Source organism: Pseudomonas sp. PDM21, from assembly GCF_014852505.2.
Lineage (GTDB): Bacteria > Pseudomonadota > Gammaproteobacteria > Pseudomonadales > Pseudomonadaceae > Pseudomonas.
Genome location: NZ_CM181223.1, coordinates 530,857 through 552,962, shown reverse-complemented (window position 1 = coordinate 552,962; position 22,106 = coordinate 530,857). Strand labels below are relative to the sequence as shown.

At 66.1% G+C, this 22,106-nt stretch carries 15 protein-coding genes and 1 tRNA gene; 7 read left to right on the top strand and 9 right to left on the bottom strand.

Annotated features, from left to right (window positions below; translation table 11 throughout):
* Positions 1-65 precede the first annotated feature (65 nt).
* The 5 genes from IB275_RS02645 to IB275_RS02625 all read left to right on the top strand — a co-directional run bounded on the left by IB275_RS02645 (position 66) and on the right by IB275_RS02625 (position 8,393).
* Positions 66-3,800, top strand: coding sequence for a bifunctional diguanylate cyclase/phosphodiesterase (locus tag IB275_RS02645; protein ID WP_192296261.1), 3,735 nt, complete (start codon positions 66-68; stop codon positions 3,798-3,800).
* Between the two features lie 16 nt (positions 3,801-3,816).
* A tRNA-Ile gene (locus IB275_RS02640) sits at positions 3,817-3,893 on the top strand.
* 264 nt (positions 3,894-4,157) lie between these two features.
* The gene (locus IB275_RS02635; RefSeq protein ID WP_081520808.1) at positions 4,158-4,481 is read left to right on the top strand and encodes a hypothetical protein; all 324 of its coding nucleotides are present in this window, start codon (positions 4,158-4,160) and stop codon (positions 4,479-4,481) included.
* A gap of 166 nt (positions 4,482-4,647) precedes the next feature.
* Positions 4,648-6,828, top strand: coding sequence for a putative bifunctional diguanylate cyclase/phosphodiesterase (locus IB275_RS02630; protein ID WP_192296262.1), 2,181 nt, complete (start codon positions 4,648-4,650; stop codon positions 6,826-6,828).
* Positions 6,825-8,393, top strand: coding sequence for a methyl-accepting chemotaxis protein (locus tag IB275_RS02625; protein ID WP_192296263.1), 1,569 nt, complete (start codon positions 6,825-6,827; stop codon positions 8,391-8,393). The genes IB275_RS02630 and IB275_RS02625 overlap by 4 nt, the downstream gene beginning before the upstream one ends.
* Here the strand turns inward: IB275_RS02625 and IB275_RS02620 are convergent.
* From IB275_RS02620 to IB275_RS02600, 5 genes are all read right to left on the bottom strand, one after another.
* Entirely contained in the window at positions 8,390-8,548 is a 159-nt protein-coding gene (locus IB275_RS02620) for a YqaE/Pmp3 family membrane protein (RefSeq protein ID WP_003084988.1), read from the bottom strand. The two genes, IB275_RS02625 and IB275_RS02620, sit on opposite strands and share 4 nt — an antisense overlap.
* 143 nt (positions 8,549-8,691) lie before the next feature.
* Entirely contained in the window at positions 8,692-10,041 is a 1,350-nt protein-coding gene (locus IB275_RS02615; RefSeq protein ID WP_192296264.1) for a glutamine synthetase family protein, read from the bottom strand.
* 76 nt (positions 10,042-10,117) lie between these two features.
* Complete coding sequence (locus IB275_RS02610) at positions 10,118-10,669, bottom strand: helix-turn-helix domain-containing protein (protein WP_192296265.1); 552 nt, start codon at positions 10,667-10,669, stop codon at positions 10,118-10,120.
* 13 nt (positions 10,670-10,682) lie between these two features.
* Positions 10,683-11,972 (bottom strand): NAD(P)/FAD-dependent oxidoreductase, encoded by a 1,290-nt coding sequence (locus IB275_RS02605; RefSeq protein WP_192296266.1) that lies wholly within the window; start codon positions 11,970-11,972, stop codon positions 10,683-10,685.
* A 105-nt stretch (positions 11,973-12,077) separates the two neighbouring features.
* The gene (locus IB275_RS02600; protein WP_192296268.1) at positions 12,078-12,797 is read right to left on the bottom strand and encodes a COG4705 family protein; all 720 of its coding nucleotides are present in this window, start codon (positions 12,795-12,797) and stop codon (positions 12,078-12,080) included.
* Positions 12,798-13,127: 330 nt separating this feature from the next.
* On the opposite strand from IB275_RS02600, the gene fnr reads away from it, so the two are divergent.
* On the top strand, positions 13,128-13,829 hold the full coding sequence (gene fnr, locus IB275_RS02595) for a fumarate/nitrate reduction transcriptional regulator Fnr (protein WP_139791708.1): 702 nt from the start codon (positions 13,128-13,130) through the stop codon (positions 13,827-13,829).
* A 171-nt stretch (positions 13,830-14,000) separates the two neighbouring features.
* On the opposite strand, the gene IB275_RS02590 is transcribed toward fnr, so the two are convergent.
* Complete coding sequence (locus IB275_RS02590; RefSeq protein WP_192403043.1) at positions 14,001-15,974, bottom strand: PhoX family protein; 1,974 nt, start codon at positions 15,972-15,974, stop codon at positions 14,001-14,003.
* A gap of 206 nt (positions 15,975-16,180) precedes the next feature.
* Positions 16,181-16,888, bottom strand: a complete 708-nt coding sequence (locus tag IB275_RS02585) for an MOSC domain-containing protein (RefSeq protein WP_192293676.1) — start codon at positions 16,886-16,888, stop codon at positions 16,181-16,183.
* Positions 16,889-16,988: 100 nt separating this feature from the next.
* Between IB275_RS02585 and IB275_RS02580 the strand changes: the two genes are divergently transcribed.
* Positions 16,989-17,867 carry a LysR family transcriptional regulator gene (locus tag IB275_RS02580; RefSeq protein WP_081519682.1) on the top strand — a complete coding sequence of 293 codons (879 nt, stop codon included), beginning with the start codon at positions 16,989-16,991 and terminating at the stop codon, positions 17,865-17,867.
* A gap of 439 nt (positions 17,868-18,306) precedes the next feature.
* Here IB275_RS02580 and IB275_RS02575 read toward each other — a convergent pair whose 3' ends face one another.
* Both IB275_RS02575 and IB275_RS02570 read right to left on the bottom strand, forming a co-directional pair.
* Positions 18,307-20,085, bottom strand: coding sequence for an acyl-CoA dehydrogenase C-terminal domain-containing protein (locus IB275_RS02575; protein WP_081519681.1), 1,779 nt, complete (start codon positions 20,083-20,085; stop codon positions 18,307-18,309).
* Positions 20,086-20,293: 208 nt separating this feature from the next.
* On the bottom strand, positions 20,294-22,090 hold the full coding sequence (locus IB275_RS02570; RefSeq protein ID WP_192293678.1) for an acyl-CoA dehydrogenase C-terminal domain-containing protein: 1,797 nt from the start codon (positions 22,088-22,090) through the stop codon (positions 20,294-20,296).
* Positions 22,091-22,106: the final 16 nt, after the last annotated feature.

The following is a 22,106-nucleotide window of genomic DNA, read 5'->3' as shown; positions in this document are numbered from 1 at the left end:
GCCTTCCATCGGGCAAAGTGCCACGTCTACACTTCGGCATAGTCCCCCCTGGAATGAGGCCCTTCATGCCGCGTCTGCAGGCAGTTCTACTGTGGTGCCTCGCATTCTGGGCGGGACAGGCATTCGCCCTGAGCCTCACGCCCGAGGAGCAGCAGTGGCTGCAGGCGCATCCCACGCTGCGTCTGGGCGTGGACGCCTCCTGGCCTCCCTTTGAGTTCCGTGACGCGCAAGGCCTCTACCAGGGTCTCGCCCCGGCGTACGTGGAATACCTCAGCGAACAGCTCAAGGTGAAGCTGGAGTCGGTCGAACCGAAGGACTGGAACGACCTGCTGCAACAGGCCCGCGCCGACCAGGTCGACCTGCTTCCCGGCGTCATGGCCACGCCCACCCGCCTCGACTACCTCAGCTTCACCCGCCCCTACCTCGACTTTCCGATCATCATCCTCGCCCGCCGCAACGGGCCGGAGCCGGCGAACGTGAAGGAGTTGTACGGCCTGAGAGTCGGCGTGGTGGCCCACTACGCGCCTCACGAGCTGCTGGTCGCCAACCACCCCGACCTGAACCTGCAGCCGCTACCAAGCATCGCCGCCGGCCTGCAGGCGCTGGCCACCGGTCAGGTAGACGCCTTCGTCGGCGACCTCGCGTCCAGCGTCTGGAATCTGCGCCAGCTCAAGCTAGAAGGCCTTCAGATCAGCGGCGAGACGCCGTACCGCTACCAGTTGGCAATGGCCGTCCCCAAAGAGCAGACCATCCTGCTGGGAATCCTCGACAAGGTGCTCGCCGATATGAAGCCCGAACAGATCGAGGCGCTCCAGGCGCCTTGGGTCGGCGGATTGGTAGATCGCCGCAGCGTCTGGCCCGAGCTGTTCCGCGTCGTGCTCCCCATCGCCCTGCTCACCGCCCTCACCCTGCTGGTGCTGTTCACCATGAACCGCCGTCTGCGCGGCGAGATGCAGCGCCGCGAGAAGCTCGAGCAGGCCCTGCGCGACAGCGAGCAGCACTACCGCGGCTTGGTGGAAAGCCTCACCGCCATCGCCTGGGAAATGCGCCTGGCGGAAAACCGCTTCACCTACGTCTCGCCCCACGCCCAGCGGCTGCTCGGCTACCCGATCAAGGACTGGCTGGAACCCGGCTTCTGGCAGCGCACCCTGCACCCGGAAGACGCCGAGCGTGCCATCCACTTCTGCCTCAGCGAAAGCCAGGCCGGGCGCAACCACAGCTTCGACTACCGCATGCTGGCCGCCGACGGGCGGATCGTCTGGATTCGCGACATCGTCACGCTGATCCACCACGACGACGAGATGATCCTGCGCGGCCTGATGATCGACATCACCGACGCCATGCACACCGAGCAGGCCCTGCGCCTGTCCGAACAGAAATTCGCCTCGGTGTTCCACCACTGCCCGGACATCATCGTCCTCGCCCGTCGCGTCGACGGGCAGTTGTTGGCGGTGAACAGCACCTTCGAACAGCAGATCGGCATCCCCGCCAGCGAGGCGCTGGGCAAGACCTCCACCGAGCTGGGCATCTGGGGCGAACCGGGCATGGGCCCGGCGATGCTCGCACGCCTGCAGGGCGAGCCGCTGAACAACGTCGAGATTCCGCTCAACCGCCGCGACGGCACGCGCTTCACCGCCCTGCTCTCGGCCCAGCACATCGTCCTCGACGACACCCCGGCGCTGGTGGTGGTGGTGCGCAACATCTCCCAGGTCAAGGAAACCCAGGAACAACTGCGCGTCTCCGAGGAAAAGTTCGCCAAGGCCTTCCACGCCTCCCCCGACGGCATGCTCATCTCGCGCATCAGCGACGGCCGTCTGGTGGAAGTGAACCAGGGCTTCACCCGCATCACCGGGTACAGCCGCGAAGAAGCCGCCGAGCGCTCCACGCTCGACCTGCGCCTGTGGGCCAACCCGGCCGACCGCAGCAAGCTGCTGGGCATCCTCGACAACGCCTCCAGCGCCCCGGACTTCACCGCACAGATTCGCACCCGCGACGGCAGCCTGCGCCTGTGCGAGCTATCCGCCCACCGCATCACCATAGGCAGCGACGACTGCATGCTGACCATCGCCCGGGACATCACCGAGCAGCAGCAGATGCAGGAAAAGCTCCGCCTCGCCGCCACCGTGTTCGAAAGCACCGCCGAAGGCGTGATGATCACCGACGCGCACCAGCAGATCGTCGCGGTCAACCGCGCCTTCAGCGAAATCACCGGCTACAGCGAACAGGAAGCCCTCGGCAACTCGCCGCGCCTGCTTGCCTCCGGCCAGCATGACACCAGTTTCTACGTCGCCCTCTGGCACCAGCTCAACGCCGAAGGCCACTGGCAGGGCGAGATCTGGAACCGGCGGAAGAACCAGGAACTGTACCCGGAGTGGCTGACGGTCAGCGCCGTGCGCAACGCCGACGGCGAGCTGACCCACTACGTCGGCGTGTTCGCCGACATCTCCACCCTCAAATACGCCCAGGCGCGGCTCGACTACCAGGCCCACCATGACCCGCTCACCGGCCTGCCCAACCGCCTGCTGTTCGAAAGTCGCCTGAACGCCTCGCTCAAGGAAGCCCAGGAAGACGATCACCAGGGCGCCGTGCTGTTCCTCGACCTCGACCGTTTCAAGCACATCAACGACAGCCTCGGCCACCCCGTGGGCGACCTGCTGCTGAAATCCATCGCCACCCGCCTGCGCGAGCAACTGCGCGACGTCGACACCGTGGCCCGCCAGGGCGGCGACGAATTCATCATCCTGCTGCCCGGCCTCCACCACGCACTGGACGCCGAGCACGTGGCGAACAAACTGCTGGTCTGCTTCGACAAGCCGTTCATCGCCGGCGAACAGGAGTTCTTCGTCAGCGCCAGCATCGGTATCTGCCTCTATCCCAGCGACGGCGGCGACGTCGCCACCCTGGTGAAGAACGCCGACGCTGCCATGTACCGGGCCAAGGCCCAGGGCCGCAACCGCGTCGAGTTCTACACCCGTGAGCTGACCTTCCAGGCCACCGAACGCATGGCCCTGGAGCACGAACTGCGCCGTGCCCTGGAAAGCGACCAGCTCCAGCTCTACTACCAACCCAAGCTGTCCCTCGCGAGCGGGCAGCTTGTAGGAGCAGAAGCGCTGATCCGCTGGAAACATCCGCAATTCGGCGCGATTTCTCCGGATCGCTTCATCCCCCTGGCCGAGGAAAACGGCCTGATCCTGCCGCTGGGCGACTGGGTCCTGCGCGAAGCCTGCCGGCAGATGAGCCGCTGGCAGGACAGCCACGCCGCGTTCGGCCCGCTCTCGGTCAACCTCGCCGGCGCCCAGCTGCGCCAGACCAACCTTGTCGAACGCATCCGCGAACTGCTCGCCCACTACAACCTGCAGTCCTCGCGCCTGCAGCTGGAGATCACCGAGAGCTTCCTCATGCACCAGACCGAGGAAGCCCTGTCGATCCTGCACAGCCTCAAGCACCTGGGCGTGCAACTGGCCATCGACGACTTCGGCACCGGCTACTCCTCGCTCAGCTACCTGAAGCAGCTACCGCTGGACACCCTGAAGATCGACCAGTCCTTCGTCCACGGCCTGCCTGACGACCCCCACGACGCCGCCATCGCCCGCGCCATCATCGCCCTGGGCCGCAGCATGAACCTCACGGTGATCGCCGAGGGCGTCGAACACGAAGCCCAGGAACGCTTCCTCGAAGCCGAAGGCTGCGACCAGATCCAGGGTTACGCGCTGAGCGCCCCGCTCCCGGCCGACGCCTTTGCCAACCGCTTCCTGGTCCCGCTGCATCCGGTTGGCGCAAGCCAGAACGCACCGGTATAATCCGCCCGCCTTCTGGGGGCCTATAGCTCAGTTGGTTAGAGCAGAGGACTCATAATCCTTTGGTCCACGGTTCAAGTCCGTGTGGGCCCACCACCCTTTCAGCAAAAAGCCGCGCAGATGCGCGGCTTTTTCGTATCCGAGCTTTGGCGAACCGCACCGGTTACCTCAAGAGCAGCGCAGCCCGCATCGTGCCCATGCCAGGACGTACAGTTCCGACGGTTTTTGCCCCTGCAATGAGCACCCTTTCACACCAGCCGTCGACTCTCTGACGGAAGACGCCTCAGCCTATGACAGGGGTCAATATCAGATAGCCATTAGCCATTAAATTGGCATCTCCCTGATATGAGTGATCCCCTCATGACTCTCCACCGGCATCCCGTCCAATTGCTTGTCGCGTCCGAGGACCCGGCGCTGGCCCGTCAGGTTCGTGCCCTGCTGGCGGCCTATGAGCTGCGCTGCGGGGTGATGGAAGGCCCTTGTGACTGCCAGCAGGCGCCGCTGTGCCGCTGGTTTCAGGACGCACCGCTGGGCGAGACCGGGAAGATCACCGCGCTGCTGGCCGATGCCATCGGCGTGCTGGAGCGCACCCGCCATGCCTTCCGCTCCCGCGAGCTGGGCGAGTTGCGCCAGCGCCTGAGCGGCGCGCTGCAAGAGTTGTCGGGGCCCCGCCCCCTGGTGTAAAAGACAAACCACCCGCGTTCCGCCATTGCGGAAGCTGGCTTTGCCGGGCAGGACTTGTGGGCCTGCAAGACAAAGCGCCGAGTTGGTCGCCGTCGATTTCGACGGGACGACGAGCCGGCGCTTTTTTCATGCCCGACAAAAACAGCAGACCCGCAAGGAGCCGAACATGGGCCTGGGACCGAAGCTCGAGAGCGTGCTCGAGCGCATCGGCCTGTCGACGATGGAAGTCGATCAGCGCCTGAGTTACCTGGAGTGGCGCGAGGAGGATGGCTGCCATCTCCACGGCCGCGCCGCCGAACTGGAAGGCTGCCACCAGCGCTTCATCGAGCAGCTCTACGACCACCTGCGCAACTACCCGCCGCTGGGAGCGATCCTCGCCGAGCCGGCCACGCTGGCGCGGCTGAAATGCAGCCAGCTCGACTACTACCGCCAGCTCTGGGACGCCCCGCAGGACGCCGACTACGTGCGCGACCGCCTGCGCATCGGCCTGGTGCACCAGCAGGTCGGCGTCGAGCTGAAGTGGTACCTGGGCGCGTATCGCCTGTACCTGGACCAGATGCTCGCCGACCTGATGGGCGATGCCCACGAAGCCAAGACCTACGCCAGTCTGCTCAAGCGGGTGTTCTTCGACATGTCGCTGGCCATCGACACCTACGGCGCGGCCCAGCGCCAGGCGCTGGAGGACAGCGAGGCGCGCTATGCCCGCGCCCTGCGTGGTGCCAACGACGGCATCTGGGACTGGGACCTGGGCAATGATCGCCTCTACGTCTCCGAGCGCTGGGCGCGCATGCTCGGCCTGACCCGCGACAACCTCGGCGAAGGCAGCACCAGTTGGTTCGCCCGCGTCCACCCGGACGACCTGCCCGGCCTGCGCAAGGCCATCGACGCCCACCTGCGCGGCAGCAGCGCGCTGCTCAGCCACGAATACCGCATCCGCCAGCGCGACGGCAATTACCTCTGGGTGCTGGCGCGGGGCGTGGTCACCGACGGGCGCATGGCCGGCTCGCAGACCGACATCAGCCAGCACAAGGCCAGCGAGCACCAGCTCAGCCACGCGGCGCGGCACGACCCGCTCACCGGCCTGGGCAACCGCCTGCGCCTGGACGAACTGCTGCAACAGGCGCTGATGCGCCAGCGCCGCCCCGGCGCGCGGGAGTCCGGCCTGCTGTTCATCGACCTGGACCGCTTCAAGCTGATCAACGACAGCCTCGGCCACGCAGTGGGTGACCGCGTACTGGTGGAAGTCTCCCAGCGCCTGCTGCGCTGTCTGCGGCCGGGCGATCACCTGGCGCGCTTCGGCGGCGACGAGTTCGTCGTGCTGCTGGACGACCTGGCCAGCCTGGTCGACGCCGAGCAGGTCGCGCAGCGCATGCTCGATTGCCTGCGCCAGCCGCTGCACGTGGATGGCCGCACGCTGGTGGTCAGCGCCAGCATCGGCATCACCGGGCTGATGACCGACGGCCAGGCCATCGACACCCTGCAGGCTGCGGACCTTGCGCTGTACCGCGCCAAGGAAGCCGGCAAGGCGCAGTACGCGCGCTTCAGCCTGGAGCTGCAGGCCGAGGCGCAACGCCGGCTGGACCTGGAAAGCGCGCTGGCCCAGGCGCTGCGCCGCGAGGAGTTCAGTCTGCACTACCAGCCCATCGTCCGCCTCGACCGCGATTCGCCGCACTGGGAAGCGGTGGAGGTGCTGCTGCGCTGGAAGCACAACGGCCAGTCGATCTCGCCGCTGGACTTCATCCCGGCGCTGGAGGAATCCGGCGAGATCGTCCCGGTCGGCGACTGGGTACTGCGCCAGGCGTGCCGGCAGACGGCGTTGTGGCAGCGGCAGGGGCATCGCAGCCTGTACTGCTCGGTCAACCTGTCGAGCCGGCAACTGCAGCAGCCGGGGTTCGCCGCGCGGGTGCAGCAGATTCTCGCGGAGAGCGGCCTGTCGCCGCGCAGCCTGGTGCTGGAGATCACCGAAAGCCTGCTGATGCAGGATGGCGCAGAAACCCTCGCCTGCCTGCGCGAACTGGCCGCCGAGGGCGTGCGCCTGGCGCTGGACGACTTCGGCACCGGCTATTCCTCGCTGGGCTATCTCAAGCGCTACCCGCTGCACATCCTCAAGGTCGACCGCAGCTTCATCACCCGCGTGCCGGACGACCCGGAGCTCAGCGCCATCTGCCGCGCGATCATCGGCCTGGGCCACAGCCTCGGCCTGGAAGTGGTGGCCGAAGGCGTGGAGCGCCAGGAGCACCTGGACTTCCTGCGCGCCGAAGGCTGCCGCCACGCCCAGGGCTTCCTGTTCAGCAAGCCGCTGGCACCGGAGCAACTCTTCCAGACCCGCCTGGAGCACCAGCGATGAAGCTCAACATGCCCGTCAGCGGGCGCCAGGTAGATGTGCCGGTCAATGCCAACATCCTCTCCACCACCGACCTCAAGGGTGCGGTCACCCATGTGAACCCGGACTTCATCCAGGTGAGCGGCTTCGACGCCGAGGAGCTGGTGGGCTTCAACCACAACCGCGTGCGCCATCCGGACATGCCACCCGCCGCCTTCGCCCACCTCTGGCAGACCTTGCAGGCCGGGCGCAGCTGGATGGGCCTGGTGAAGAACCGCTGCAAGAACGGCGACCACTACTGGGTCAGCGCCTTCGTCACGCCGATCCGCCATGGCGGCAAGGTCGTGGAGTACCAGTCAGTGCGCACCCGTCCCGGTGCCGAGCAGATCGACGCGGCGGAGCGCCTTTATGCGCGCATGCGCCAGGGCAGGACATTGCGTCGCCCGCGCGTGCCGCTGGTGCTCCAGTTGCTGCTCGGCCTGTTGCTGGCGCAGGCCAGCGGCGCTCTTCTCGCGCTGCTGCTGCCCAAGCTGACCGCACTGGCCTTCCTGTTGGCGCTGGGCGCATCAGGCACTTGGCTGGTACTGCGCCTGCAACCGCTGGGCGCGCTGCTCGGGCGAGCACGGAAGATTGCCGACAACCCGCTGAGCCAGCAGCTCTATTCGGGCCGCGCGGACGAATTCGGCGAGCTGGATTTCGCCTTGCGCATGCTGGAGGCGGAGACCGCCGCGGTGGTCGGGCGCATGGCCGATGCGTCCCAGCAACTGGCCGAGCACTCCGCCGCGCTCGCCGACGCCATGGCCGGCGGCAGCGCGGCTTCGCAGTTGCAGCAGCGCGAGACCGAACAGGTCGCCAGCGCCATGCAGCAGTTGGCGCAGAGCGTCCAGGAAGTCGCCCGTCACGCGCAGCACAGCGCGGTGGCGGCGCAGTGCAGCGAGCGCATCACTCAGTCAGGGCATCAGGACGTGCACGGCACCCGCGGGCAACTCGCTGCGCTGGAAGCCGGCGTGCGCGCGGCCAGTGCCGCGGTGGAGCAACAGAAGGAACACAGCGAGGCGATCTCGCGGATGCTCGAGGTGATCCGCGACGTCGCCGGGCAGACCAACCTGCTGGCGCTGAACGCCGCCATCGAGGCGGCGCGCGCCGGGGAAAGCGGACGCGGTTTCGCGGTGGTCGCCGACGAGGTTCGCGCGCTGGCTTCGCGCACGGAGCATTCCGCGCGGGACATCCAGTCGCTGGTCGGCAACCTTCAGCAGGGAGCCGAGGATTCGGTGCGTGCGCTATGGCACTGCTGCGACCAGGCGGTGGCGAGCCTGGCCCAGGCTGGCCAGGCGGCGGGCACGCTGGAGCGCATCAGCGAGCAGGTCTCGGCGATCCAGCGGATGAGCCTGGAGATCGCCGAAGCCATCGAGGAACAGGGCGCCGCCAGCGAGGACGTGCAGCGCAGCCTGCACGCCATCCGCGGTTCGGCCGACAGCAACGCGGCGAAGGTCGGTACCTGCCAGCGCAGCGCAGCGCGCATGGCGGAACTGTCGGCGGAGCTGCGGATGCTGGCGGAGCATTTCTGGGAGGGCAGCCGGGCGGGTTAGCGCTTGGCGATGATGTACACGGCGTGGACGATGCCGGGGATGTAGCCGAGCAGCGTCAGCAGGATGTTGAGCCAGAACGCTCCGCCGAAACCGACCTGGAGGAACACGCCCAGCGGCGGCAGAAGGATGGCGATGAGGATACGGATGAGGTCCATGCGGTGGCTCCTTGTGAGATTGCCTCGTGCATGGAATGGACCGCCGGGCAGCGGAGCGGGTTCAGAGAATCTGGTGTTCCCTGCAGGAGCGGGCCATGCCCGCGATCGCGTCCATGGGACGCTCCTACAGGGTGCATTGGCCGTTACAGGAACCAGCGGTACTCCCGCGCGCTGACTTCGTTCATGAAGTCCAGGTGGTCGTGGCGCTTGTTCTCGCAGTAGACGAAGACGAACTCGCTGCCCAGGCCTTCCTTGACCACCGGGTGGTCTTCCATCTCGGCGACGGCGCCGAGCATGTCGCGGGGGAAGTCGATGCCGCTGGTGCGGTCTTCGTTCAGCGGCGGGATCGGTTCCTGGCGGGTTTCCAGGCCGTGCTCCATACCGGTGAGGATCGCCGCGAGCACCAGGTACGGGTTGGCGTCGGCGCCGGCCAGGCGGTGCTCGATGCGCAGGTTCTTGCCGTCAGACTCCGGAATGCGGATGCACGCATCGCGGTCCTCGAAGCCCCAGCTGGCCTTGCTCGCGGCGTTCACGCGGGAGCCGTAGCGGCGGTAGGCGTTGTGGTTGGCGGCGAAGATCGGCATGCAGTGCGGCAGCAGCTCCAGGCAGCCGGCCACGGCGTGGCGCAGGGCCTGCTGGTTGTCGCGGTCGAGCAGGTTGTTGCCGTCACGGTCGTACAGGCTGACGTGTACGTGCATGCCGCTGCCCGGCGCATGCAGGTAAGGCTTGCTCATGAAGCTGGCGCGGTAGCCGTGCTTGAGCGCCACGCCACGGGTGGCGCGGGTGAACAGCGCAGCCTGGTCGGCGGCGTGCAGGCCATCGTCGCAGTGGGCGAAGTTGATCTCGAACTGGCCCGGGCCGATCTCGGCGGTAATGACGTTGGCGTCCACGCCCTGCTCGCGGGAGGCTTCGACGATTTCATGGAGCACATCGGAGAAGCGCGACAGGCGCTCGATGTGCATGTTCGGCTGGTCGTCCTCGTCGTCGCTCAGCGGGTCGCGCGGGTACTGCGGCAGGCCGGCATCCAGTTTTTTGTCGAACAGGTAGAACTCCAGCTCGAAGGCCACCACCGGGCGGATGCCCTTGGACTCCAGGCGCTGCATGACGCGGGCGAGTACTTCGCGCGGTTCGAATTCGATGGGCGCCTCGGTGCCGTCGGAGCTGATCAGCATCTGCCCCAGCGGCTGGTTCTCCCAGCGCACCGGCTTGAGCGAGCCGGGGATCAGGCGGCGCGGCGCATCCGGGTCGCCGTCGTTGAAGCAGTAGTCGCCGATGGGGTGCAGGCCACCTTGTACGCCCAGCAGCACGCAGTTCTGCGGCAGTTTCAGCGGGCTGCCGGCGGCGACTTTTTCCAGCATGTCCACGGGGTAGCGCTTGCCGTAGAAGTGGCCGGGAATGTCCAGGCAGATCAGGTCGACGTAGCGGATGTCCGGGTATTGCTGGCGGAAGGCGCGGACTTCGCTGAGCAGGTCGGGATGCATCGGGCGGTTCATGATGTTCTCTGGGGCCTTTGTGCGGGAGCGGCCGGATCGTTTTCCCAAGCCAACCCTCGCGGGCTGGCTTGGGAAATCAGGTGAAGATCCACAGCACCCTGGTTGGTTTGTCGGTGAGGTTGCCGTAGCGGAACTGGCTGTGCGGCGGCAGCTGGAAACTGTCGTTGGGGTAGAGGGTGACGGTGTCGTCCTCGTACCAGATGGTCAGTTCGCCTTCGAGGACGAAGCCGCCCTGCTCCGAGCTGTCGTCCAGGTGGCCTTCGCCGCTGGTGGCGCCGGGGGCGAGAATGCTGTCGAGCAGGGAGAAGCCGCCGGACATGTTCGGCGAGGCGAGGATGTCGGTGACGCCGCCGGCGTAGTACAGGGTGCGGCGGTCGTTCGGCCGGGTCACCCAGTCGCGCTCGCGGCGGGTGTCGCCGGCGTAGAAGTAGGTGGTCGGTACGCCCAGGGCTTCGCTGATGGCGGTGAGGTCGGCGACGGTGGGTTGCGACAGGCCACGCTCGACCTGGGAAAGAAAGCCCACCGAGCGGCCGATCTGCTCGGCCAGCTCGCCCAGGGTGAGGTTCTTGTGCTTGCGCAGGTCGCGGATCAGCGTGGCAAGGTGTTCGTTGGCAACCGTCTGGGTCATGTCAGGGTCCGGATCAGATGAAATCCCGTAATCGATACCAGGCCTTGCCGACGGCTTCCAGTGGCGCGGCGAAGCGCTGGCCGCCGGGGAACCCGGGATTGCGGATGCGTTGATAGAGGTCAAGCTCGTCGCTGCGGCCGCCCATGGCTTCGCTCACGGCGTGGGCGGCGGCCAGGCTCGGCAGTACGCCGTGGCCGGAATAGCCCTGCAGCCAGTAGAGGTCGCCGCGCCGGCCGATATCCGGGGTGCGCCGCATGCTGCAGTCGATGTGCCCGCCCCAGGCGTATTCCAGCTCCACGCCCTTGAGTTGCGGGAATACCCGTTCGACGTAGAGGCGCGTAGCCGCGCGGATGTCCGAGGGCATGCCGCCCAGGTAGGTGCAGCCGCCGCCGAACAGCAGGCGATGATCGGGGGTCAGGCGGAAGTAGTCGAGGACGAACTGGTTGTCGGTGACGCAGCAGTTCTTCGGCAGCAGCGAGCGGGCCAGTTCCTCGCCCAGCGGCGCGGTGGCGACCTGGTAGGTGCCCACCGGCAGGATGCGTTCGGAGACGTCGCGGTCCAGCCCGTCGATGTAGGCGTTGCAGGCCAGCACCAGGGAGGCGCAGCGCACGCTGCCATGCTCCGTAGTCACTTCATAGCCGTTGCCGCTTTCGCGGAAACTCAGGGCGCGAGTCTGTTCGAAGATGCGGCCGCCGGCGCGCTCGATGGCGCCGGCCAGGCCGTAAGCCAGTTTCAGCGGGTTGAGGTGCGCGGAATTCGGGTCATACAGGCCGGCCTGGTAGCGGTCGCTGGCGATCCACTGCGGGAGGTCTTCACGGGGAATGAACTGTAGGCCTTCGTAGCCCCAGCGGCGATTGGCTTCGGCCTGCCAGTCGTAGAGCGAACCAACCCGGCGCGGCAGCACGGCGGTCCACAGGTGGCCGATGCGGTAGTCACAGTCGAAGCCGTGGCGTTGCGGCAGGTCACGCAGTTCGTGGGCAGCCCAGAGCATGCCCTGCCAGAGGCGCAGCGCGCCTTCGTGGCCGAGGTCGTCCTCGATGGGGCCCAGGTCGCTGGACCAGCCCGGCAGTGCCTGCCCGCCGTTGCGTCCGGAGGCGGCCCAGGCGATGCGGCTGGCCTCGATCATGCAGACCTGGCGGCCGCCTTCGACCAGTTGCAGCGCCGTGTGCAGGCCGCTGAAACCGGCACCGATCACCAGGACTTCGCACTCCAGCGGCTCGCGAAGGGCTTCGCGGTGCTGGATCAGCTCGGGGTTGGCGCCGGCGTAGTAGGTGCCGACCGGTTCGGGCGAACGCAGGAACATCGCTACCTCGTGAAATTGTTCTGATTATTTTTCATGAAAAATAACAGAACAAATTTCACAAGGCTAGCCCGTCGCACTTTTGCGGACGGGGTGCGTTTCAGATCATCAGGAAGACAGCACCGCAGCGCTGCCCTGCTCCTCGCGCTTCTGCCGCACGCTGACCACCACCACCAGCGCCACCAGGATAGCGGCGAGGATGGCCGAGGAGCCGATGGTGCCGAAGTCCAGACCGCCCTTCTCGTGGGACTTGGTCAGCACGTCGCCCAGGGTCGCGCCGAACGGACGGGTCAGCACGAAGGCCACCCAGAACAGCAACACCGAGGACAGCTTGGTGAAGTAGTGCAGCGCCACCACCACGGCGATCAGGCTACCGATCAGCAACGCGCCGCCGGCGAAGCCCAGGCCGGAGTCGTCGGCGAGGAAGTCGCCCAGCGCGGTGCCCAGGGTGTTGGAGAAGAGAATGGCGATCCAGTAGAACATCTCGCCCTTGAAGCTGCGGATGTTGTCCACCGACAGCGAGGTGCCGCTGAAGCGCCAGGCCGCGAAGATCGCCCCCAGGATGCTGATGAGGATCGCCGAACCGGTGGCGTAGCCCAGGCCCAGCGTGCGGTCCATGAAGTCCGACATGGTGGTGCCAGCGGTGCTGGTGGAGAGGATCACCAGCCAGTACAGCCAGGGTACGTAGCGCTTGCTGGCGAGCTGGCCGACGAGGGTGACGAGGAACAGGCTGATGAGGATCAGCGAGCTGATCGCATAGCCGACATTGAGGGTCATCGACAGCAGGTCGCCGGCGGTTTCCCCCAGGGTGGTGGCGCAGATCTTCATCACCCAGAAGGCCAGGGTGATCTGTGGCAGTTTGTTGTTCACGGGTTTGTCTCCGGAAATGAGCGGGATAGACGCGCGTCGGTCACGTCGCTGCACCCGGAGTTGGCGGTCTCCCCCGATACCCCCTGGCGCATGGTCGTGGAGACTGAGGGCGGCGCGGTGAAGAAAGGGTCAAGCCGGTATGAAAAATCCATTGGCCAATTTCGCTTCTGCGGCGACCGACGGATGACAGATCACGCTCAGTTGCTATGGTTTTACGTGGGGGCGATGCGCCCGAAGACCGCTTGACTGCGCGCAATTGGCCGGCGCATGGGGATATGGATGAATCAGATGATCAAACCGCAACCGTACTGCAAGAACTGCCGGCTGGCGCCGCCGACCCTGAGCGACGACAAGGTCATGGAGCTCGAGGCGATCATCAAGCCAGGGCACCTGCTGCACAAAGGGGACTTCGTATTCCGCCAGGGCGACCCGTTCCACAGCGTGTACCTGGTGCGCTCCGGTTCGATCAAGACCTTCACCACTAACGAACAGGGTCTGGAGAAGATCACCGGCTTCTACTTCGCCACCGAGATTTTCGGCTTCTCCGGGATGGGCGAAGGCAGCTACCCGGTTTCCGCGCAGGCGCTGGAAAGCACGCTGTGCAGCGAGATTCCGTTCAGCCAGCTGGAAGAGCTGTCGCTGCAGATTCCAGGGTTGTCGCACCAGATCATGCTGATGATGAGCCGCAAGATCCGCGAGGATCAGCAGATGAAGCTGCTGCTCTCGCGGCTGAACTCCGACTCGCGCATCGCCGCCTTCCTTCTCAACATTTCCGCGCACTTCCGCGAGCGCGGCTTCTCCGCCACGCGTTTCCGCCTGAGCATGTCGCGCAACGAGATCGGCGATTACCTGGGGCTGGCAGTGGAGACGGTTTCGCGCAGCTTCACCCGCCTGCAGAAGCACGGGTTGATCCGGGTGGATGGGCGGGAGACGGAGATCGTCGATTTCACCGAGCTGTGCGCGCTGGCCGGAGGTGAGGTCGAGCTTTGAGATGCAGCCCTCTCAGGGCTTCGCTGGCATGACCCGCTCCTGCAAAACGCAGGGCGTCTGACGTTCGATGTCAGACGCCGCTTGCCCTCCCTCGCCTTCCTCTGCCTGAACGGCGTACAACCATGACCGGTTGTACGCCCTACGGACCGTCGAGTCCTTGCGTACCCGTAATCAAGTCCCGATCACACCGCCATCATCCTTGGTGATCACCAGCGTCGTGGAACGCGGGATGCTCTTGCCGTCGCTGGCCGGGAAGCTCAGCGTCGGGTGCTGGATGTTCACCCACAGCGTCTTGCCGTCCGGCGTCTGGGTGATGCCGGTCAGCTCGCAGCCGCGCGGGCCGACCAGGAAGCGCCGTACTTCACGGCTGTGCGGGTCGGCGCAGAGCAACTGGTTGCAGCCCATGGCTTGCATCGCCGGGACGTCATCGTCGTAGTCGGTCTCGATCCACAGGCGCCCGGCGGCGTCGAAGTACAGGCCATCCGGCGAGGAGAAGATGTCGCCGTTGATGGTACCGATCAGGTTCTCCGGCGCGCTGGCGCCCTGGTGCTCGCCGGCCAGCAGGAAGATTTCCCACTGGAAGGTGGTGGCGGTCGGATCACCGCCGGCCTCGTTCCAGCGCAGGATCTGCCCGTGCAGGTTTTCCTTGCGCGGGTTGGCGGCGTCCACCGGCTGCTTCTTGCCGCGGGCATCGTTGTTGGTGAGGCTGACGTAGACCTCGCGGGTGGTCTGCTGCACCGCGACCCACTCGGGGCGGTCCATGGGCGTGGCGCCCAGCCTGTCGGCGGCGGCGCGGGCGTTGACCAGCACCTCGGCCTGGCTGGCGAAGCCATTCTCGGCGCTCAGGCCATTCTGCCCATGCACCAGCGGCAGCCACTGTCCGCTGCCATCGGCATTGAAGCGGGCGACATAGAGGGTGCCTTCGTCGAGCAGGTCGACGTTCGCCGCGCGGTTGTTTGCGTCGTATTGGCCGGCCGGGACGAATTTGTAGATGTACTCGCCCTTGGTGTCGTCGCCGTAATAGAACGCCATGCGGTTGTCGGCGCCCAGCGAGAGGGTCGAACACTCGCGGCAGAAACGGCCGACGGCGGTGCGTTTCTTCGGCGTGGAGGTCGGGTCGAACGGGTCGATCTCCACCACCCAGCCGAAGCGGTTCGGTTCGTTGACGTGGCCGCCATGGGGCTGGTCGGCTTTCGGCGTGGCGTCGAAGCGCGCATCCACCGCTTCCCAGGCGTAGTAGTTGCTGAACTGGCCGTTGGACAGGCCGTAGCGCTTGTGCGAAACGCGCTTGGCGTAGTCGTCCTTGTCGCGGTTGACGAAGTACTGGTGCCAGTTCTCTTCGCAGGCCAGGTAGGTGCCCCAGGGCGTGACGCCCATGGAGCAGTTGTTCAGGGTGCCGAGCACCTGTTTGGCCTCGGGGTCACTGGCGGTGCGCAGCAGGTCGTGGCCGGCCAGCGGGCCGGACAGGTCCAGCGGCGAGCTGCCGGTGATGCGGCGGTTGTAGCTCGAGCCTTCGACGCGCAACCACTGGCCGCCGGCGTCCTTCTTCACCTCGATCACGCTCAGGCCGTGGGCGGCGATTTCCTTGCGCACTTCGCCTTCCGGGCGGCCGCGCGAACCATCGGGGCGGTCCTCGAAGGTCTGGCCCTTGGGGTGCAGCGTCGGGTTGATGTACTCGTGGTTGATCACCAGCAGGCCGTGGCTGTCCGGCGCATTGGGGAAGGGGAAGTAGTGCATGCCGTCATGGTTGTCGCCGGCCTGCAGTTCCTGGGCTTTCCAGTCCTCGCTGGCGTCGCCTTTCCAGGCCGGCGAGCCGCTCACCACAGCGTCGCCCCAGGAGAAGAACGGCCGCGCGCTGTAGCCCTCGGCGACGATCACCCGGTCGAATTTCGGGTCCTGCTGCACCGGCACGCCCTTGAAGCCCAGCAGCGCGGTGGGCACCGGGGCGTCGGCAGCAAACAGTGAGCGGCCGGGGAAGAGGCCGCCGCCGAGGAAGCCGACCGCGCCCAGCACCAGGCTGTTCTTCAGCAGGCGGCGGCGCGAGGCGTCGATGATCTCGCTCATCGGCAGGTTGCCGGAGGGGTTGATCGCCTGGTCGTCGAAGGCGGCCAGTCGGTCGTGGAAATCCTGGAAACGCTCGCTCATCAGATGGTTCCTTCCGCGCGGCCGTCTTTCTGACGGCTCGGGTTGTCAGTAATAGCTATCGGCGGAAGGTTAGGAACGCGGTGTTACGTCGGCATGACAACGCCGCCGAGCCCTGTGACAGGCTCGGCGGCGGTAATAAAAGCCGCCCCGCAGGACCAAGACGACGTCCGGGGGCGGGCGCGAGGGCATTTGCGAAACAGTGCGGCTCAGCTCTGCAGGCCGCCCTGCTCCGAACATTCGGGGCCCGCCAGGCGGGCCGTCCAGTCTTCCAGCACGCCACTGGTGAGGCGTTGCGCGGCGGTCTTGCGCCAGCGCAGGGAAAGCGCGTCGCAGGCCATCATCAGGCGCAGGCCGGTACGTTCCAGCGGGTGGCCGAAGTACCAGTCCAGCAAGCTCGCCACGCTGAGCTGCGGGTAGTGCCGCTGCACCAGTTCCAGCGGTGCATCGGGGGCGACCATGCCGGAACGGCGCACCCGGTAGAACCAGCCGCAGCGCCCCTGCTCCTGCACTTGCTGCGGCAGCTCGGGGAGATTCCAGCGCCGCGCCAGGCGGTAGCTGGGCGAGCGCGGCTGGCTCACTTCGATCAGCGCTTCGCCCCAGCGGAACAGGTCGCCGATGCAGACCTCCTGTTCACTGAGGCCGAAGGTCGACAGGTTCTCGCCGAAGGCCGGCTGTCGCCAGCGCGTCTGCGGGTGCTGCTTGCGCCAGTGGCGGTAGTGCTCGGCCGGGTAGTGGTGCAATGCGCGGTCCAGGCCGCCGTCGCGGCGCAGCTCAGGCCTTGCGTCCCCCGGCAGCCCTTCGGCACCGAGCCAGACTTCCTGATGCGCTTCCAGCTTGTCGATATCGCTGAGCAGACCTCCCCAGCTTTCTTCGACTTTGCCTATGAAAACGCCCTGGATGACGATGCTTTCCACCTTTGTCTACCCATCTGAGACAGCGGACAAGCGCTAGAGTAGTGGCCTGGATAGCTGACTATCCATTTCGATTTTCCAGTTTCGTTGATAAGCAGACCTTATGGATTTCCGCCAGCTCCGCTATTTCGTCGCGCTCTACGAGGAAGGCCATGTCGGGCGCGCGGCCGAACGCCTGGCGATTTCCCAGCCGGCACTGTCGCAGCAGATCCGTCAGTTGGAGCAGAACCTCGACGTGGCACTGTTCCAGCGCAGCGGCAAGCGCCTGCTGCCCACCGCTGCCGCGCACACGCTGTACAACCATGCAGTGCCGCTGCTGGAAGGCCTGGAACGTGCCCGCGAGGCGCTGCGGGGTTTCCGTGGACAGAGTGCGCGCAGCCTGGCCATTGGAGTACTGCAGACGGTCAACGCGAGCTTGGTGCCGCACTTGGTGGAACGCCTGCACGCTGCCCAGCCGCACGTGCAGGTGCGCATCTACGAACTCTCCGGGGTGGAGATCGAGCGCCGCCTGCTGATCGGCCAGCTGGATATCGGCATCGGCTTCCTGCCTCCGCGCCAGCCGGCGCTGCATGGCGTGGAGCTGTACCCGGACGAGTTGCAGTTGGTGATCCCGGCGGAGCATCCGCTGAAGGACTTCAAGAAGGTCTCGCTGGCCCAGGCGGCGGAACTGCCGATGCTGCTGCTCGGCGAGGAATTCCGTGCCCGGCAGATCTGGCAGGAACAACTGGCGGCCATCGGCCGGCGGCCACGGGTGCAGGCGGAGCTGAACCACATGGGCGGCATCCTCGACAGCCTGCCGCAGAGCCGTTTTGCCACCGTACTGCCGGGGCGGGCGCGGCAGATGCACGCGCACAAGGACCTGCTCTGGAAGCCATTGAGCGAACCGCGCATTCCGCTGAGCGTGGGGCTGGTCTATCGCGATGCGCAGCGGCAGCAGCCGACGGTGGAGCTGTTGCGGTCGTTGCTGGATGGGGCGGTGTGACGCCCAAATTCCCGATGGGTATCGCAGGCCCGCACGGAGCTTCTACGTAGGGCGCATAACCTGGAACAGGTAATCCGCCGTCCCGACCACCAGCGGCGGATAACGCTGGCGCGTTATTCGCCCTACGGGTAGACAGACCGAATCGCAGGCAAGAAAAAACCCCGCTTCTTGCGAAGCGGGGTTTTGCAGACCGATATCCTGACGTCCATGCAGGCCACCATCCGTGGTGGAATCCCTATATTTCCGTGTTGTCTTTGGCGCTTCCTGCGCAATGTCCTGACTGAGGAAAAGGTTACCGCCGTAAGCCTTTGTCAGAAAGACGCCGATCACCACCGCTGTTTGTAAGCTTTGGCTTACACGGATTCGTACTAGCGCCCTTCGGAAAGGAAATATCCCCATAAAAAAGCCCCGCCGGAGCGGGGCTTTTCAGAACGAACGCTTAGAACTGCGCAGCGTCCAGCAGGTAGAGCGACTCGCTGCCGGCCTTCACCGAGGCACTCAGCGAGTGAATGCGCGGCAGCAGGCGAGCGAAGTAGAAGCGCGCGGTGCCGAGCTTGCTGGCATAGAACTCGTCCTGGCCTTCCTTGCCCAGCGAAGCGCGAGCCATCAGGGCCCACATGTACGCGTAGGCGGTGTAGCCGAAGGCATGCAGGTACTCGACCGAGGCGGCGCCGATTTCGTTCGGGTTGCCCTTGGCGCGGTCCAGGACCCAGGCGGTCAGCTCGTCCAGGTTCTGCACGGCGGCGTTCAGCGGGCCGGTGAATTCGGCCAGCTCGGCGGACGCCGAGGCGGTGAAGGCGCGGATCTCGTCGGTGAACAGCTTGCAGTAGGCGCCGCCGCTGCCGACGATCTTGCGACCCATCAGATCCAGCGCCTGGATGCCGTTGGTGCCTTCGTAGATCTGGGTGATGCGGCAGTCGCGTACCAGCTGCTCCTGGCCCCACTCGCGGATGAAGCCGTGGCCGCCGAAGATCTGCTGGCCGTGGATGGTGGTTTCCAGGCCCATGTCGGTGAGGAAGGCCTTGGCCACCGGGGTCAGCAGGGCAACCAGTTCCTCGGCGCGCTTGCGGGTGGTCGGCTCTTCGCTGTACTTGGCGGTGTCCAGCTGCATGGCAACGTAGCTGGAGAAGGCGCGGCCACCCTCGTTCAGCGCCTTCATGGTCAGCAGCATGCGACGCACGTCCGGGTGGACGATGATCGGGTCGGCAGCCTTGTCCTTGGCGACCGGGCCGGTCGGCGCGCGGCTCTGGATACGCTCGCGGGCGTATTCCACGGCGCTCTGGTAGGAGCGCTCGCCGGTGGCCAGGCCCTGGATGCCAACGCCCAGGCGCTCGTAGTTCATCATGGTGAACATGGCGGCCAGGCCCTTGTTCGGCGCATCGACGATCCAGCCGGTGGCGCCGTCGAAGTTCATCACGCAGGTGGCGGATCCCTTGATGCCCATCTTGTGCTCGATGGAGCCACAGGACACGGCGTTGCGCTCGGCCAGGGAGCCGTCTGCGTTGACCATCACCTTCGGCACCAGGAACAGCGAGATGCCCTTGGAGCCGGCCGGCGCGTCGGGGAGCTTGGCCAGGACCAGGTGGATGATGTTCTCGGTGAGGTCGTGCTCGCCGCCGGTGATGAAAATCTTGGTGCCGGAAATCTTGAAGCTGCCGTCGGCCTGGGGTTCGGCCTTGGTGCGGATGATGCCCAGGTCTGTGCCGGCGTGCGGCTCGGTCAGGCACATGGAACCGGCCCAGGTGCCGGCGTACATGTTCGGCAGGTACTTGGCCTTGAGTTCTTCGCTGGCGTGGTTGAGCAGCGACAGGCAGGCGCCGGCGGTCAGCATCGGGTACAGACCGAAGGACAGGTTGGCCGAGTTGACCATTTCCTCGACCTGGGCGCCGATCACCTTGGGCATGCCCATGCCGCCGAACTCCGGCGCGCCGCCCACGCCCACCCAGCCGCCTTCGGCGTAGGTGCGGTAGGCCTCGGGGAAGCCAGCCGGGGTCTTCACGCCCTCGGCGCTCCAGCTGCAACCTTCCTCGTCGCCGCTGCGGTTCAGCGGGGCGATCACACCGCCGGTGACCTTGCCGGCCTCTTCGAGGATCGCGGATGCGGTCTCGGCATCGACGGTCTCGGCCAGAGCGGGCAGTTCGGCCCACAGGTTGGCGACCTCGAAGACTTCATTGAGGACGAATTGCATGTCGCGCAGGGGAGCTTTGTAGTCAGCCATGATGGATCCTCGAACGAAAACGACGGCTGATCTGGCAGCCAGCGGTATCAGAATAGGAGGTACACGAAGGTACGCCGCCGGAGTTTACTCCAACAACTTTTCAGACTTTAAGCGTCATGTTGTGACCGCACAACTATAGATTGGTCACAATATGTAGCGAAAAACGAGGAGGCCCGCGCGGGGCGGGCCTCCTCGTCTGGCACGCGGATTACAGGGCGAACTGCTCTGCCGACAGGCGCATCAGCACCTCGGAACCGGCTTCCGCCGCTGCAACGTGAGCCTGCGCGCGCGGCAGCAGGCGGCTGAAGTAGAACTCGGCGGTGGCCAGCTTGGTCTGGTAGTAGGCCGCCTCGCTGGCGCCCTGCTCCAGCTTCTGCTGGGCGACGAGCGCCATGCGCAGCCAGAAGTAGCCGAGGGTGACGTAGCCGGAGAACATCAGGTAGTCGACCGAGGCCGCGCCGACTTCGTCCGGGTTCTTCATGGCGGCCATGCCGACTTTCTGGGTCAGCTCGCCCCACTGCTTGTTCAGCGTCGACAGCTGGGCAACCTGTGCCTTCAGTTGCGGGTGCTCCGCGTGCTGCTGGCAGAGCTGATGGACGAGCTTGGTGAAGCCCATCAGCAACTTGCCCTGGCTGCCGAGGACCTTGCGGCCCAGCAGGTCCAGCGCCTGGATGCCGTTGGTGCCCTCGTAGATCGGCGCGATGCGGCAGTCACGCACCAGCTGCTCCATGCCCCACTCGCGGATGAAGCCGTGGCCACCGAATACCTGCATGCCGATGTTGGTGACTTCCAGGCCGGTCTCGGTCATGAAGGCCTTGCAGATCGGAGTGAGGAAGGCCAGCAGGCTGGCGGCGCGTTCGCGCTCCTCGGCGTCCTGGGACAGGTGCTCGATGTCCAGCAGTTGCGCGGAGAAGTAGGCCAGCGCGCGGTTGCCTTCGTTGAACGCCTTCATGGTCAGCAGCATGCGGCGCACGTCCGGGTGGACGATGATCGGGTCGGCGGGCTTCTCCGGCGCCTTCGGGCCGGTCAGCGAACGCATCTGCAGGCGGTCCTGGGCGTAGCGTACGGCGCCCTGGTAGCTTGTCTCGCCGAGGCAGAGGCCCTGCATGCCGGTGCCCAGGCGCGCGTGGTTCATCATGGTGAACATGCAGGCCAGGCCCTTGTTGGCCTCGCCGATGAGGAAGCCGCGGGCGCCGTCGAAGTTCATCACGCAGGTGGCGGACGCCTTGATGCCCATCTTGTGCTCGATGGAGCCGCAGGCCACGGCGTTGCGCTCGCCAGCCTCGCCGTTCGCATCGAGGTTGAACTTCGGCACGATGAACAGCGAGATGCCCTTGGTGCCGGCCGGCGCATCGGGCAGCTTGGCCAGGACCAGGTGGATGATGTTCTCGCTCATGTCGTGTTCACCGGCGGAGATGAAGATCTTGGTGCCGGTGATCGCGTAGCTGCCGTCCGCATTGGGCACGGCGCGGGTCTTGATGATGCCCAGGTCCGTGCCGCAGTGCGGCTCGGTGAGGCACATGGTGCCGGTCCAGACCGCGCTGGTCATGCGCGGCAGGTAAGTGTCCTTCTGCTCCTGCGTGCCGTGGGCGTGGATGGCGGCCATGGCGCCCTTGGTCAAGCCGGGGTACATGCCCCAGGAACAGTTGGACGCGCCGATCATCTCGCTGACCAGCAGGCCGAGAGACGGCGGCAGACCCTGGCCACCGAATTCCGGGTCGCTGGAAACGCCGTTCCAGCCAGCCTCGACGTACTGCGCGAAGGCTTCCTTGAAGCCCTTGGGCGTGGTCACCACACCGTTGTCGAAGTGGCAGCCTTCCTCGTCGCCGGAGCGGTTCAGCGGGGCGATGACCTGCTCGCAGAACTTCGCGCCTTCCTCGAGAATGGCGGCGAACATGTCCGGGGTGGCATCGGTGGCGCCGAGGGCTTCATAGCGGCCGGTGAAGTCGAAGACTTCGTCGGTGAGGAAGCGCACGTCGCGCAGGGGGGCCTTGTACTCGGGCATCGCGAATCTCCGTTCG